The sequence below is a fragment of the Pseudomonas sp. Irchel 3A5 genome (assembly GCF_900187575.1).
In the GTDB taxonomy this organism is placed as follows: domain Bacteria; phylum Pseudomonadota; class Gammaproteobacteria; order Pseudomonadales; family Pseudomonadaceae; genus Aquipseudomonas; species Aquipseudomonas folii.
The window spans coordinates 1-15,869 of record NZ_FYDU01000022.1 but is presented as its reverse complement, the minus strand read 5'-3'; the positions used below and the strand labels follow the sequence as shown (position 1 = coordinate 15,869).

General features: G+C 55.4%; 10 protein-coding genes and 2 rRNA genes. 9 read left to right on the top strand and 3 right to left on the bottom strand.

Annotation, left to right across the window (positions count from 1 at the left end; translation table 11 throughout):
* The first annotated feature begins 532 nt into the window (after positions 1–532).
* Together CKW31_RS27375 and CKW31_RS27370 are read left to right on the top strand one after the other, a co-directional pair.
* Entirely contained in the window at positions 533–1,663 is a 1,131-nt protein-coding gene (locus tag CKW31_RS27375) for a mechanosensitive ion channel family protein (RefSeq protein ID WP_095101948.1), read from the top strand.
* Positions 1,664–1,921: 258 nt separating this feature from the next.
* A complete protein-coding gene (locus tag CKW31_RS27370) occupies positions 1,922–3,940 on the top strand; it encodes a methyl-accepting chemotaxis protein (protein WP_095101946.1) in 2,019 nt (672 codons plus the stop codon).
* Between the two features lie 212 nt (positions 3,941–4,152).
* Here CKW31_RS27370 and CKW31_RS27365 read toward each other — a convergent pair whose 3' ends face one another.
* Entirely contained in the window at positions 4,153–5,655 is a 1,503-nt protein-coding gene (locus tag CKW31_RS27365; protein WP_095101944.1) for a YdgA family protein, read from the bottom strand.
* A 318-nt stretch (positions 5,656–5,973) separates the two neighbouring features.
* On the opposite strand from CKW31_RS27365, the gene CKW31_RS27360 reads away from it, so the two are divergent.
* From CKW31_RS27360 to CKW31_RS27330, 7 genes are all read left to right on the top strand, one after another.
* A complete protein-coding gene (locus CKW31_RS27360; protein ID WP_095101942.1) occupies positions 5,974–6,666 on the top strand; it encodes an HAD-IA family hydrolase in 693 nt (230 codons plus the stop codon).
* A 357-nt stretch (positions 6,667–7,023) separates the two neighbouring features.
* Positions 7,024–8,205, top strand: coding sequence for an MFS transporter (locus CKW31_RS27355; RefSeq protein WP_095101940.1), 1,182 nt, complete (start codon positions 7,024–7,026; stop codon positions 8,203–8,205).
* Between the two features lie 85 nt (positions 8,206–8,290).
* Positions 8,291–9,028, top strand: a complete 738-nt coding sequence (locus CKW31_RS27350) for a GntR family transcriptional regulator (RefSeq protein WP_095101938.1) — start codon at positions 8,291–8,293, stop codon at positions 9,026–9,028.
* Positions 9,029–9,785: 757 nt separating this feature from the next.
* Positions 9,786–10,580 carry a DUF3050 domain-containing protein gene (locus CKW31_RS27345; protein WP_095101936.1) on the top strand — a complete coding sequence of 265 codons (795 nt, stop codon included), beginning with the start codon at positions 9,786–9,788 and terminating at the stop codon, positions 10,578–10,580.
* Positions 10,577–11,524, top strand: coding sequence for a diiron oxygenase (locus CKW31_RS27340; RefSeq protein ID WP_095101934.1), 948 nt, complete (start codon positions 10,577–10,579; stop codon positions 11,522–11,524). The genes CKW31_RS27345 and CKW31_RS27340 overlap by 4 nt, the downstream gene beginning before the upstream one ends.
* Positions 11,521–14,970 (top strand): non-ribosomal peptide synthetase, encoded by a 3,450-nt coding sequence (locus CKW31_RS27335; protein WP_095101932.1) that lies wholly within the window; start codon positions 11,521–11,523, stop codon positions 14,968–14,970. Before CKW31_RS27340 ends, CKW31_RS27335 begins: the two co-directional genes overlap by 4 nt.
* Positions 14,971–14,994: 24 nt before the next feature.
* Entirely contained in the window at positions 14,995–15,474 is a 480-nt protein-coding gene (locus CKW31_RS27330) for an SRPBCC family protein (RefSeq protein WP_095101930.1), read from the top strand.
* A gap of 69 nt (positions 15,475–15,543) precedes the next feature.
* On the opposite strand, the gene rrf (CKW31_RS27325) is transcribed toward CKW31_RS27330, so the two are convergent.
* A 5S ribosomal RNA gene (rrf, locus tag CKW31_RS27325) occupies positions 15,544–15,659 on the bottom strand.
* A gap of 108 nt (positions 15,660–15,767) precedes the next feature.
* A 5S ribosomal RNA gene (rrf, locus tag CKW31_RS27320) occupies positions 15,768–15,869 on the bottom strand; the annotation flags it as partial.

Sequence of the window (15,869 nt, the reverse complement as noted above, 5' to 3'; positions counted from 1 at the left end):
TATCGCATTGTTCACGTGGCTACGCCCTGACTCAAGGCTCAGCCGGAGGTTTGTTGCTAAATATTACGCAAACTCTCGATATCGCCTCAGATTGCAGTCATTCAACCCAGGCTTAATGAGAACGACTAGCATCTATAGCGAAAGGCTTACACGAAGAGGAGGCAATTCGCCCTATTGCGCCTGCGGGTTCCTGAGTAAGATTGGATCCAACGACTGATGCGCAGGACGCGCACAGGATCAAGGATGATCGACCATGGCCCGGAGGGCTTACCGACAGGATGTTGGAATGGTCTTGAAGAAAACCCGCTTCGGCGGGTTTTTTGTTGCCGGTCAAAAAGTCGTCTGTCACACCACGACGTCTCTAGCTCGGGTGCTATAACCCAGGAGCTGAACTAGAGCCATTCGACCGCAGGGGAACATTTGCGCCTTTGCGGGGTTCACACTTTTCAGGCAACTATCGCCATCGAGGCCGACGGGCCGAATCCGAGAGGGTCCGCTCGGCTCAAAGTCATATCTGATCGGGATACCGTCGATGGAATACTTGTTGCCCCAGAGCTGGCTGGAGGCAGTGCCTCTGCCTTGGCTGAAGACCCTGATCGCCGCGTGCGTTGCGGTGTTACTGGCGTTGCTGATCCGCTGGATTGCGCTCAGTGTTATGCGCCGTGTCGCCAACTCATTCGTGCTGCCACAACAACTGGTCTACCGCGCCGCCAGTCCAACCTTATGGTTGCTGCCGTTACTGGCCTTGCAAACAGTCTGGACCTCGGCACCTGACGATCTGGTGCTGATCGGCACTGTGCGTCACGTCAACGGGCTGTTGGTCACCGCCGGTTTTACCTGGTTGGTGCTCCGGTGCGTCAAAGCCGTGGGCGACACGGTCGCGATCCGTAATCCGCTGGATATCGAAGACAACCTTCATGCGCGGCGAATACAGACTCAGGTTCGGGTGCTGGTGCGTTGCTTGAATGCGCTGGTGTTGCTGTTCGGCACCGGTCTGATTCTCATGAGCTTCCCACCCGTGGCCAAGATTGGCACCAGCCTGCTGGCATCGGCAGGCCTGGCCGGTCTGGCGGCAGGTTTTGCGGCCAAGCCGGTGCTGGGTAATTTGATTGCAGGTCTGCAAATCGCCATTTCTCAGCCGATTCGCCTCGACGACGTGGTGATTGTCGAAGGTGAATGGGGTCGCGTGGAGGAAATCAGCGGCACTTACGTGGTCATCAAAATCTGGGATGAGCGGCGCATGGTGGTGCCGCTGCAGTACTTCATCGAAAAGCCGTTCCAGAACTGGACCCGCGCCACTTCAAGCCTGATCGGTTCAGTATTTGTCTGGGTGGACTACTCACTGCCGGTCGAAGAGTTGCGTGCGGAAGTGCAGCGCATCTGTGAAGACATCCCGCACTTGTGGGACGGCCGTGTTTGCGTGCTGCAAGTCGCCGACACCAACGCCAAGGCCATGCAACTGCGGGTGCTGTTGAGTTCAGCCGACTCGTCACGCAGTTGGGATGCGCGCTGCCACATGCGCGAACGCTTGATTGCGTTCATCGCCAAGCAATATCCCCAAAGCCTGCCACAACTGCGCACGGAAATTTCGTCGCGCAATGTACGACCGGAGATCGATGTGCACGAGACGCCGGTCGACATTCCCCGCCAACCACCAGTCTAGAGCCCTCATCACGAACCTTGTCTGCCAGCAGGTGAGGTTCGTCGGGTAAATCAGCAGAACCCCCGAAGCAAGCTATCGTTTCCTCGGTAACGTTAAGGCAAAACGCCATGTCTGTTTCTGCCTGGAATCGGCAGTCAGACCGATGACGTACCCACGTGTGTCGATGCAAAAAAACAATGATTACAACCCTACGCTGAATCGATACAGCGCCGATGTCCCGTGACCAGACTTTGTCCTTTAAATCTTGAGTGTTCTGCCATGAGCTTTTTTTCTCGACTCCGGGGCACATCTGCCAGATCCGGCGGTGTTCTAAACCTGATCACTTCGGCCAGAAGCCTGAGTGAACAACTTGCATCCGTGAGTTTCGAGCCTGTTTACCTGACGGGATTCGTTTCACCACACATCGATATTGATCAAATTGCCCGTAGCATCAGCGCGCGCTTTCCCAACACAGCCATCAGCTTGTGCACCACCTCTGGCGAGTTGTCGTCAAAGAATGACGCGCTGTATTGCGCAACCGGTGATCAGTGGGATCGCGTAGTGCTGGCGTTGTTTGACTCAAGTGTTATTCAGTCAGCCGAAATCGTGCACATCCCCCTGCACAGCGAAGACATCCGCTCGCCTGGCAAGCGCATGTCGATGCGCGAGCGTATTGCACGGCTGACGGACTCAATCAAGCGCACGACGATCAATACGCCTATCGACCACCGCGACACGCTCGCGTACGCCACCTTTGACGGGTTATCAGCCTCTGAATCGTTCTTCATGGAAGCGCTGTATGAATCAGGCCGCTTTCCGTGTCTGTTCGTCGGCGGCTCCGCAGGCGGTAAAGGCGACTTCAAGAAAACGGTCATTCATGACGGCAAGCGCAGTTATGTGAATCACGCCCAGGTGGTGTTTCTCAAAAGCGCCAGAAACGTGCGTTTCGGGGTATTCAAAAGCCAGAACTTTGAGCCGACGCCGTTCAGCATGAGCGTACTGACGGCCTCGCTGGAAGAGCGTTACATCAGCCAGGTGGTGACCTCCAGCGGACAGATCACCAGCATGGTGTCGGCGCTGTGCGAAATCCTGAAATGCGAACCGGGCCAACTGGAAGCTCAGCTTGCCCAGTACTCATTCGCCATACGCGTGGGCGAAGAGCTGTTCGTTCGTTCAATCGCGCAAATCGACTATACAAACGAGCGAGTGCACCTGTTCTGTGACGTTGCGCCAGGCGAAGAGTTGGTCATGGTTCGGCGTACCTCCATGGTGGATGCCACGCGCAAGGACTTTGACCGTTTTCTGCAGGGCAAATCAGGGAAGCCCTTGGTGGGCCTGCTCAGCGACTGCATCCTGCGACGCTTGAATAACGGCAACGAGTTGAGCCGCATGAATGGTGTGTTTGGCGATACCCCTGTGGTGGGTTTCTCCACCTTTGGGGAAATTCTCGGCTTGAACCTCAACCAGACACTGACCGCCGTGTTCTTCTTTCGGGTCGCGGACAATCAGGTCTTTCGCGACGATTACATTGATAACTTCATTGCCTACTACGGCGAGTTCAAGGCGTTTTTCCTGCGTCGACAAATCAAGAAGCTTGCGGGCTTGAGCCAGGTGGTCGTCAAGCAGATCGACCAGTTCAAGGTTCGCAATTTCAAAAGTGCGATTGATGCCAATGGCCTGGATGAACACATACAGCCAGTGTTCAACGGCTTGAGCGATCTGGGTGAAGTGCTGGTCAAGGCGCATCACGACCAGGAGGAAATCTCGACCCAGCTGCGGCACTACTCCGGCGAGCTGCATGTATCAATGGACGAACTGGGCCAGACCATTTCCACTCAGGAAAAGGCCATGGACAGAGCCAGTCACACGGTCAAGAACCTCACGAGCCAGGCTGACGAAGTGGTGCTTAGCTCGCGCGAACTGGCTAAATCGAGCCTGAAGATTCAGTCGATTGTGCAGGTGATTCAGCAAATCGCAGGGCAAACCAATCTGCTGGCACTCAACGCGGCTATCGAGGCTGCACGAGCAGGGGAAATGGGACGAGGCTTTGCGGTAGTCGCCGACGAAGTTCGTCAACTGGCGCAAAAGACGTCGCAGAATGCCAGCGAGATAGGCACCGACATTGATCGGCTCGCCGACGAGATCCGCAAGGTAGCGCAGCACATCGAACAGCAATCTTCAGAAGTGGGAACGCTGAACGGTTTACTGGCCGAGCTGGAAGGCTCAAGCGAGATGACCGCAGGAACATCGCAGCGTACCCGCAAGCTGGCGGATACATTGGTGGGACTGACGCAGTAGCGGTGCCACGAAGAGTGGCCTGTGCAGGAGATTCCATGTTCACCTGCAAGCAGACGTGGGACCGGCTTTAGCCGGGAAAGCGATATCTCTGAAGACACATTTTCAGTGACTGTACAGGCCTTTTCCCGGCTGAAGCCGGTCCCACGACATTGCGCTAATACCTGTAGGGGCTGACTTGCTAGCGAAGCGGCAAGCCAACTCCTACAAAATGCTTACTCGCCAAGAGGCTGTGCTATATCCATCCCCATGACCTTGCCCATGATAAGAGCCATAAATTGAGCCGGGGGCATCTTCTGGCCGTTGAAATCGACGATGTTATTGGCGTACTGCATGTTTGAGACGATGTTATCGCCATCGACCTTGGCCACTTGCATCATGACTGCCATAGCACCCACCATATCGCCAGCGGCTTTGGCCTGTTCAGCAATTGCAGCTGGATCGGTTTGCCCGGCGAGATTTGCTTGCAGGGCCGCCAAGTCGCCGATCATCGGTTTGGACAGAACCAGTCGCGCGTCCATCTGAGCGATGGCGTTGCGGAAACGCTCAGGCGATGGCTGTTCGGTACCGGTGTCGGTCAAATCCACAGCAACACGCAGATGACTTTCACCATTAGCCGTTTTGACGGCAAGCCTTTCAAGCTCGACGTGTGGCTTGGCGGCTAGCAGTTTGATGAGTTGCGCATCCATCAACTGCTGGTCCTCCGGGCTGAGTTGCAGGAAATACAGCTCACCGGCAGCGTAAGCGGCCTGTTGCTGCGGCATGATTTTAGTTTGATAAAAATCGTACAACGCTTTTGAGGCGGCGACGTCAAAGTTGCTGAACTTGAACGCCGACTGCAAAGCGCCCACGTCCTTGCCGTCGTAGCTGATCATGCCGAGGTTGTAGCTCGCCTGCCCAGCAAGAGTACCGCCCTCTTCCTGAATCAGACTGGTACCGGTCAAGTCTTTGACCGCGACAGGTGCCAGCCCCGCAATCTGCCCCACGAAGCTATCGACTTTCAAAGTGTTATGGCCCAGATAGAAGCCGGATTTGCCTTTGGTGCCCCCCATGTCCAGGGTTAGCCCTTTGGCAACCAGCGCGACATCCTCACCTTCTGGCGAGGTGACGTTCAGCTGGAAATCATCCATCTTGCCAAGCACTTTGATTTTTTCGGCATCAGCGCTGGCTTCAGTATCCAGTCGCAGACCCGAGAAGGTGAACGTACCGTCCGTGTCTTTCAACTCAAGCGGCGCCAACAGCAGCGCGCCACTGGTAGAGCGGTCATAGCCGATGCTGGCGTGGCCGGTAACCGGACTCACGCCCTTGCTCATGGCAAACCACTTGGCAGCACTGGGGCTTTGTTCCATTTCGAAGTTGCTCTGCGCCATGACAGGCAGCAGCTTGAAGCTCTTCAAACGAGAAAAAGGCAGTGGGCCGTGTTCGATGTTGTCGACGAACAGGAACTCGGCGTTTTTATCCTCAGTGGTGAGGCTCTCGTCGTGAATGCGTACACGGTAGTGCGCTGTGCTGCTAAACAGGTGCCGATCAATCGACAGCATTTCCAGCGTGATAGCACTGCCGGAACCTTTGAGGGATTTCACCAGTTCCTGGTTGCCCTGCTCGATCGAATCACGCAGTACACCTTCGATTCGGGTGCCCGTGTACCATGCTCCGGCGGTGGCCAGCGCCCCGACGACAACGATAACGCCAGCTGCGATGCCTACTGATTTATTCATGTTTTGACTCGAAGAGATCCGTTTCTAGTAATTGGAAAAATTCTTCCCTGAACCCTCTGCCGGTTTTTCGGCAGCCTGATTCCAGGCCAACCAAAGCAGCACAACGCAAGGGCGAAAAGTGGCGAGAGATTATCATCGTGCCCTTCTAGTGGCCCAGCGTTGTCGCTCTTTTGTGTGTACGAATGATCCTTTTCTACCGCTGTTGGGCAGCGATTCGGCCGTTTGGTTGCAAACTGCCTTCATTCAGTTGTGGGGTAGCAATCGTCTTGCTCCAGACGTTAGGCTGAGGCCCGGTTTGAAATAACAGGATCCGAGACGATGACTGAACAGCAAAGTGAGCGAGGCCCCATCAAGGCCGTGATTTTCGACATGGACGGCTTGTTGCTGGACACCGAAGGGGTCTACACCGAAGTCACGCATCTGATCGCCAGCCGGTATGGCCGCACATTTGACTGGGCCGTCAAGCAGCACACGATTGGCCGCGGCGCGCAGGACTTCGCGAGTTATGTGATCGAGGCGCTGGAACTGCCACTTTCAGTGGATGAGTTCCTTGAAATTCGCGCGCCGATGCTGGATGAGCGTTTCCCGAAAGCGCCCGCAATGCACGGGGCTGAGGCCTTGGTGCGGCATCTTGCGGCTAACAATATTCCCATCGCCGTGGGCACCAGCTCATCGGTCCACTATTTCAAAGCCAAAATCCAGATGCACCGCGCCTGGTTCGAACTGTTCGAGACGGTGGTGACGGCAGACGATCCGGAAGTCGGCGCAGCCAAACCTGCGCCGGACATTTTCCTGGTCGCCGCTCGCCGCCTGGGCATCGCGCCTGCTGATTGCCTGGTGTTCGAAGACTCGCCATTCGGTGTGACTGCCGCCAAGGCTGCCGGCATGTACGCCGTTGCGGTACCCGATTCGCACATGCCGCTGGAGCAGTATGAGCATGCAGACCTGATCCTGAAGTCGCTGGCTGACTTCCCCTTGCAGAACTGGGGATTACCGGGGATGAAGGGTTAAGGAACCTCAAGATGGTCACCCTCCTGTGGGAGCCGGGCTTGCTCGCGATAAACGATAGCGCGGTATATCTGCCTACCGCGCTAGCCTTATCGCGAGCAAGCTCGGCTCCCACAGATTGGCCTTGATCTGGTGTACATCGCTTGCAGGCCAACATAGAACTCTCACAAATCATGTGCGATGTCGTGGCACCGGCTGTAGCCGGGAAGAGGCCGGGACAGACGCTGAAAATGAGTCTTCAGCAAATATCGTTTTCCCGGCTAAAGCCGGTTCCACGAGCATGATAGTCGCCGACACTGACGCCAGCCTGCTTTGACTATAAGCTTGCCGGGCATTATTCCTTCAGGACGTAAACACCGCGTGGCCACGTATTCCCTTGTCATCCGTCGCCTGCTGATCTGCTCACTGACCATCGTTGTCAGCCGTGCGATCACCAGCCCTTTGCTGACGTTGTTCCTGAGTAATCGACTAGGGCTGAACCAGCAAGATGTCGGGTTGCTGATGGGCATCGCGGTCTTTCTCGCCACGCTGCTTGGGCTCTATGGCGGGTACATCATCGACCGTCTGGACAAACGCCGGCTGCTGATCGTGGCAATGCTTTCAAGCGCCATCGGTTTCACCTTGCTGACCTTTGCCCACAACGTTTACCTGACCACCCTGACATTGGTGATCACCGAAGCCGCGTCAGCGCTGTTTCTCATCGGTTCCAAAGCGATCATCAGCGAAAACCTGCCCATCGGCCTGCGCGCCAAGGTGTTCTCGTTGCGCTACACCCTGACCAATATCGGCTATGCGACCGGGCCGATGCTGGGGGTACTCATCGCCGGATACCTCCCCCTCGCGCCGTTTCTGATTGCCGGGGCAATTGCGTTGGGTAGCGTGTTTCTGATGGTGGGAATCGCGCCAGTAACGCCTGCCGACAACGTTAAACCCCAGAACTTCATCAACACGCTCCGTATTCTGAAAAGCGACCGCACACTGATTCTGTTCACCTGCGGCAGCCTGCTCAGCACCATCGTTCACGGAAGGTTCACGCTTTACCTGTCACAGTTTCTGCTGGTAACTCATGCGCAGAAAGATGCGCTGCACATTCTGTCTGCCATATTGGCCTGCAATGCCGTCACCGTGATCCTTCTGCAATATCAGATCGGCCGCTGGCTAAAGCGTGAAAGGCTCGCCGGGTGGATTTGTGTCGGCATCGGACTGTTCGTGTTTGGCCTGATCGGTTTCAGTTTCTCGAACAGCATGCTGACGTGGTGCATCGCGATGTTCATTTTTACGCTCGGGGAAATGATCATATACCCCGCCGAATATTTATTCGTCGATACAATAGCGCCCGAGGCCTTGCGCGGCAGCTATTACGGCGCGCAGAACCTCGCTGCCTTCGGCGGCGCACTGAGCCCGGTGATTTGCGGCTATCTGCTGATCAACACACCGCCCGCGACGATGTTTTATGTCCTGGCCGCACTAACGATGGCTGGCGGCACGCTATGCTTCATGAGCGCCCGCAAAGGAACGGCAGTCATGACCATGGATCGCTGACTTACGTGCTGGCGGTTTGACAACCTATAGAGCAGGACCTAGGGTCAATTGGATCCAATAACAGCACTCATGAAGATAAGCCTCGATGCCCAACACCGCTAGAGAAAGCCTATTGCGCGCGATCATAGGCGATGAACATCCGCCTGCGCATTTAGCCAGGGCCGTGATCGAGGAAAAACTGCGCAGCGCTATTCTGGACGGGCGTTTACCGGCCGGGACCGCACTGCGTCAGCAGGAGCTTGCAACGTTGTTTGGCGTGAGCCGCATGCCTGTGCGCGAAGCACTTCGTCAGTTGGAAGCCCAGTCATTGCTGACCGTTGAGCTACACAAAGGTGGCGTCGTGGCCCCGTTGATTGGCGAAGACGCAGTTGACGCATATGCGCTGCGGATTCTGCTTGAGTCCGAGGCTATTCGCCTATCGATCCCGCTGCTCGATGCCGACGACCTGGCCTTGGCGCGACGTTGTATTGAAGAGCTTGAAGTCGTAACCGACTATGCCGAGATAGGCAGGCTTAACCGTATGTTTCATATGGCGCTTTACGCCAAAGCTTCCAATAAGCGGCTGATGAAAGTGGTCGAGCAAGGCTTGAATGAAGAAGAGCGCTTTCTGCGCTTCAATCTCGAAGCCATGGGTCTGGGCAAGCTGGCACAGGATGACCACTGGGAATTACTCAACCTTGCCCAGGACAGAAATGTCGAAGAAGCCGTGCAGGCCCTGCAACTGCACCTCAACCGAGGTGTGAAAGCTGTCACTCAGTATTTACGTAGCCAGGCAAATGCTCAGCCATTGCCAGCACGCAAAGCGAAAAACCGCACCAGTTAGACCCTCTCCCTTCTTTCACGCGTGATTGAGCATTGCAGATGCTTGGTCGCGTTTGCCTGTCTGAAGGCTTACTGCATTTTCAGCCGTTCCTCGCGTTCCTTATCGCTGTTTGTCCTATCCCTGCAGGACCAGCCTCCCAGCCGAATGAGTCAAACTCGCCATGACCACGGTCGGGCGGGCCAGCGCAGCACCACCTGATTCTGGTTGATCGCCCAAGAAGTGACGGGCATGAAAACAGTCACCGGGAAAGGAGTTCTGCCGCTGGGCGCAGCATTATTGAAGGCTCACGCCAATAACGCCCATCACTATTAAATAAGTTGAATCATTGCAACTCAAGCAACGCTGAGCGGAGCACGCGCTCATTATTATTAATTTTGGCTCTAGTGAGTCGAAAGGGTTGCTTTCGCGCTTATAAAACTTATTCAAACGTTTTATAAGTACCCGCTCGCGCCCAAGTTATTCACCACACAAATAATTAAAATAATATTTGCCCTTAAACTTATTCATGTTCTAAGTTTTATACGAAGCGTCGGACATACCTGCTGAAAACCGAGCGATGTGCAGATGCCCTTTTCCAGCGCAAGCGCTTACAAGCGCCGGAACAAGCGGGCGCACCATCGCGAGATGCACGTAAGCGAACTCTGTTCACGCTTCATAAATCGTTATTAACGCCTTCACCCACACGCACTAATACGGTTAGCCACACACTGATACACCAGAGCATTACCGCCTGATGTTATTAATTCGAGGGATCGTCATGTACCAACAGGAACTGCAACTAACCCGCTTGAAATCGGAACTGGGTCAACACCCGATATTTTCCGAAATCAACTCAATTGAAGTGCTCAGGCGCTTCATGGAAACCCATGTTTTCGCCGTATGGGACTTCATGTCACTGACCAAGCGCCTGCAACAGGAGTTGACCTGCACGCAATTGCCCTGGCTGCCGCCCGGTGATGCAAAAGCCGCACGACTGATCAATGAAATCGTGCTGGGTGAAGAGTCCGACGACAGACCGGAGCACGGACATTACAGCCACTTCGAGCTGTATCTGGACGCCATGCGTGAAGTCGGAGCAAACACCCTGCAGGTCGAGCGCTTTGTCGAACTACAGAAAAAGGGCATGCACTACGCGACGGCCTTGCAGCACGTGGAAGCAAGCGAAGCCGCCTGCAAGTTTGTCAGCCACACCCTTGAAGTGGCGCTGCATGCACCGGCGCACAGCGTCGCAGCGGCCTTTCTGCATGGTCGCGAAAGCGTCATCCCACAGATGTTTCAGAGCATCCTCGATGACAGGGGCATCACCGTCGAGCAAGCACCCACCTTTCGTTATTACCTGGAACGCCATATCGAGGTCGACTCCGAGGATCACGGGCCGGCAGCCGAAGCATTTCTGGCGCGCCTGATAGCAGGCGATGAGCAACGGCAGCTTGAGGTGTATCAGGCCGCCATTGCAGCCATCGAGAGCCGCATCGCGCTCTGGGACAGGCTGCGAATCAGCATGCACATCTGCCCCTTCTCTGATCTGAGCAGACAAGGAAGCCCATCATGAAAGCCGAAGACTATCTGTCGTTCGTCGATGCCTGGGAAGGTCGCGCTACGATTCGTACGCGCCCAAGGCGCATGCTCGAAAACGATGAAAAGCTGATCTACCCACTCAGCCGTCAACCTTTGGTGCTGAGCGATACCTTCACCCATGAATGCGCGCAACTGCGTGATTACGTGCTGGTGCAGACCCTCTACAAGTTCATCAACGATGTGGTGATTTTCGAAACGGAAATCGTCGACAAGACCGCCCGCAGCATCGCCAAGAACCGCTTCGCCATCCCCTTCCCGTTCGCTTGCCGCTATGACGCGATGACTGTCGTGATTGATGAGGATTACCACGCGCTGGTGGCCATGGATTTCATGCAGCAAACCATCGCGATGACGGGCATCGAGCCTATCGCTTTGCCGCAAGAGATCGAACTGAGTCGCGCTATCCCTGCTGCAGTCAAGCTGGCCCCGGAGCACTTGCAGAGTGCTGTAGAACTGATCTGCGTAGCCATCGCGGAAAACACGGTAACGAATGATGTGGCTGCCTTCGCCAAGGACGATTCGGTCAAACAATCCATCAAAGGGCTGATGGCTGACCATCTGCTGGATGAAGGCAGGCACTCCGGGTTCTGGGCGCGGTTGGTGTGTATTTATTGGCAAAGCGCAGCACAGGAGGATCGCGAGTGTATCGCGCGCATCCTGCCGGTGTTTATTGCGCAGTACCTGACTAACGACATTCAGAAGAGCTTTGATTTCAACCTGATCGAAAACCTGAACGTCGTGCCCGCCATCAAGCAGGCCCTCAAGGAAGATGTCGTCGCTCTGAGCTTTCCGATCAACAGCCATCACCCACTGGTTGGCAATATCCTGCGCTTCTTCAAAATCAGCTCGATGCTCGACTCACATTGCGTCAGAACCGCGCTGACAGATTACCTGCCGGTACCGGGAGCACTGCAATGAGACGTCTTGAGATTGTGCTCATCGGCCAAAGCCTGACCCTGAGTGAATTGACTCAGGAGCTGCGAAGCCAGGGTCATCTCGTTGACCACCTGAAGGCTGCGCCGGAGCTGGACGTCTGCATCGCTCATACGGCGTCTTTGCTGATAGATGACGGTAGCCTGGAGTTACCTGTATCTGTCGGTCAGGTTTTCCGGGGTGACCATTTGGCGTTACGCGTCGGGACCAGCCCGGATGCAGAAACCGGCCTGGTGCGCCTGGAGCTGCTGTGCTGGTGTGGATCGGTTGCCGCCCAGCGCCTGATCGCTCGCCAGTGGCTACGTATTGAACACTCAGGTAATGGTCGAATGCTGCGGGATGCAGCGCTGACCTTGCTGGTCGACATGGCCTCATTACAGGTCAGTCGCCTGTCCCGGGACTCAACGTATTTAAACTCGGCAGCGACTGTCGAACCACCCCAATGCGAAAATCAGCACACGCTGCTCAGGGTTGATCAACTGCTCTTCGAGCACCGTTTCAATCAGACGGCCCAACCGCACCTTTCAAGACTGGCAGAAACGTCGCTCATCGACCGTCTGGAGCAAAGCCTGCGAGAGCATGCCGAGCGTACTGCACTAACCTTCGGCGATCAGCACATCAGCTACCGTGAGTTGCACGCTCACAGCGTTGCGATTCAGAAATTGCTGCTGCCGATGCTCGCCGAACAGCTCGATACAACGCCGGTGATTGGTATTTGTATGGCCAAGTCACCTGCGTTGTTTGCCGGGATATTGGCGATTCTGGGCTGCGGAGCCGTTTATCTGCCCCTTGATCCGGAACAGCCTCTGACACGTCAGCAGTACATTCTGGAAAACGCGGACGCCATTGTCCTGCTGCACGACGGCTCGCACCCGCTGGCAACTGCCGAGTTTTCCGCGCTGGACATCAGCGGTATCGAGATCGGCAGCACCACTCAGCTTCCGGTGAGTGGGCCCGCAGAAATCAATGCGCCGTGCATGGCGCTTTATACGTCTGGCACTACCGGGAAACCCAAAGGTGTGTTGCTGAGTCAGGGTAATCTCAGTCACTTCACGGCGTGGTACATCGATTACGTCAGGCTGTCACGGCAGAGTCGAGTGTTGCAGTTTTCGACACTGAGCTTTGATTCGTCGGTCATCGATATATTTCCGACTTTGCTCTGTGGTGGCGAATTAGTGGTAGCCACTGAAGATCAACGACGCGATCCACTGCAATTGCTGGGGCTGATTCAGCGGGGTATCAGTCACGCCTTTCTGCCTCCTGCATTGCTGAGCGTTCTGCCAACAGACATGCCATCAGGCATTGAATACGTGATGACCGGTGGGGATGTCTGCGAGCCAGAGGTTATCAATCGCCTGGCTGCGACCTGCTCCTTCCACAATCTCTACGGTCCAACTGAAGCCACGGTGCTAATTACTGCGGGCCAGTTTCGGCCCGACAGCAGCAATCGTCATTTAGGACGCCCCATTGCCAACAGCAAGGTGCTGATCCTGGACGAGCAATTGCAGCCGGTCCCGGACCACACCCAGGGTGAGCTTTACATCGTTGGCCCGGGTGTGTGCCTGGGTTATATCGCTAACCCAACGCTGACCGCTGAGCGCTATGTGCTGCTATCACTACCAACGGGCGAGCAGGTGCGCGCATACCGCACGGGTGATATCGGCAAATGGACCGAACAGGGTATCGAGCTCTGCGGTCGGCTCGACAATCAGGTGAAGATCCGAGGCTTTCGCGTCGAGCCAGAAGAGATAGAACACTGTTTGCGCGACAGCCGTTGGTGTCGCCAAGTCGCAGTGGTCATTAATGACCGGCGACAGATCCTGGCCTTTGTTACTCCGGCGGCGGATCACGATACGTCTACGCTGGTCACCCGTTTACGCAAGCATGTCGAAACGGCGTTGCCGAGTTATATGCGGCCAACAGCCTACACATTACTGCCGAACATGCCGTACGCCAGTAACGGCAAAGTGGATCGTAAAGCTCTGCTTGAGATGCCCGTTCCGCAGGCTGACCCGCAACAACGGCGCCTACCGGAGACGGAGCTGGAAGAGCAGTTGCTCGACCTTTGGGCAGAGTTGCTGGGTATACAGAGCACGGAGATTTCCACCGATGAAAGCTTTTTCAACCTCGGCGGGCATTCGATACTGCTGTCCCGATTGTTGTTAGGCATTCGCGAACGTTTTGGTCATAGCGTCCCGATCAATCGCTTCATCGAAGCTCCAACACTGCTAACCCTGGCTGGCCTGCTCCAATGTCATAACGCAACTGCGGGCACTGTCAGCAAGCAGGCGCTGAGCGATGCGGATAAAGCGTTTGAGTTGCTAGTGTTGCCGGTCAGCCAATCAGGTGATGTTCGTAAAGTGATCGTCACCGGAGCCAATGGTTTTCTTGGGGTGCACATCGTTGAAGCATTGGTCGCATGGGGGGCGAGCGAGGTTGCCTGCCTCGTGCGTGAGTCTACCGGGCAAAGTGCGCAGCAGCGCTTTATGGAGGCGCTGCGGGAAAATCGGCTTGAGCATCTGGACCTGAGTCGGGTAACCGTCTACCCAGCAGATGTCAGCCAGCCACAGCTTGGCCTGAGTAATACGGTTTATGAGCGCCTGGATCGAGACTTTGGGGCGCTCATACACAACGCAGCCAACGTAAACCATGTGCAGGATTACGAAACACTGGCTCGCGACAATGTTGCCCCTATCTTCGAATGCCTGCGTTTGTGTGAAGGACGCAGCAAGAAGATCTTCAATTTCATCTCCACGCTGTCGGCGTGCAGCACCGTCGACGATCAGGGGCGAGTTCTGGAGCAGCCTGCCGCAGCGACCCCGCCCATTTACATCAAGAACGGTTACAACCTCTCGAAATGGGTCGCGGAACGCATTCTGCAGCACGCGGTTAACGAGGGCGTACAGGTAAACATCTATCGCCCTGGAAACATCGGCTTCAACAGTATCAGCGGCGTCTGCCAACCCCAAAAAAACCGCTTGCTGCTGATGTTGAAGGGGTCACTGCAGTTGGGACAGGTTCCACAGTTAGTCATGAACTTCGATCTGATGCCCGTGGACTTCCTGGCGCGCTTCGTGGGTTTTCACGCAAGCCGTTATCAAGCCGGACAGGCCGTGTTCAATCTGCATAACCCTGAACCACTGACATGGGCCGACTACGTCGATTCGTTTCGCGAGGCGGGCCGCGATTTCCAGATGGTCAGCATCCCGCAGTGGCAAGCCCAGCTCGGCCGTGTCGATAGCCAGAACGCGTTATTCGGGGTGCTGGGTTTTTATCTGAGCGGCTTCGAGGAAGACATTGGCGATATCTCGATGATCGAGTTCAGCAATGCCAAGGCAGGCGTAGAGCAGATGGGCGAGCGCTATCCCCGCAAAGACCCGGCACTACTCCGCAGGGGCTGCCTGTACCTGAAAGAAATTGCCTTCATTTGACTCCCCAAAACTCAGGAGAACGACATGACACTTACTAAACAGCTAGAACCCGATACCTTGATCAGAAACCCTGAAGGACAGCGTGTGGTGTCCTCGGTTGAAGTGGCCAGTGATGCTCAAAGCGTTTGGAGCATCGTGGGTAACTTTTCGGGCTTCCCGGTTTTCATCCCTGCATTGGAAGCGTGTGAGGTTTACGGCACAGGCATACGCTCAGTACGCAAGAAGCTTTTCAAGGATGGAAACATCGTCATTGAGCAGCTCAATTCTCGTAACAACGAAGAGATGAGCATGACCTGGTCGCTGATCTATACCAGTCTCAACATTGGCAACTTGTGGGCTGCCATGAACGTTGAAGAGAAAGGACCCGCTCAATGCGTTGCTACCTGGACAATCATCGGCGAGCCCGCCAGTGGAGGGCCTGAAACCTTGACTGACTTCGAGGCATTCCTTCAGGCCTTTGCTGACGACGCCATGAAGAACGTACGTAAGCTATTCGACTGCTAAGGCTGCTTTTGGCAGGCCTAAAAGACAAAACCCCCGATCGCGTTAGCGATCGGGGGTTTCGGAAATTAATCTTGACGATGACCTACTCTCACATGGGGAAACCCCACACTACCATCGGCGATACATCGTTTCACTGCTGAGTTCGGGATGGGATCAGGTGGTTCCAATGTTCTATGGTCGTCAAGAAATTCTGTAGCTGATCCGTTACTGAAGTAACGCATCGGCGAAATTCTATGGCTTCTACTAAAACAAAACCCCTGAACGCGTGAGCGATCAGGGGTTCTGGAATTTAATCTTGACGATGACCTACTCTCACATGGGGAAACCCCACACTACCATCGGCGATACATCGTTTCACTACTGAGTTCGGGATGGGATCAGGTGGTTCCAATGCT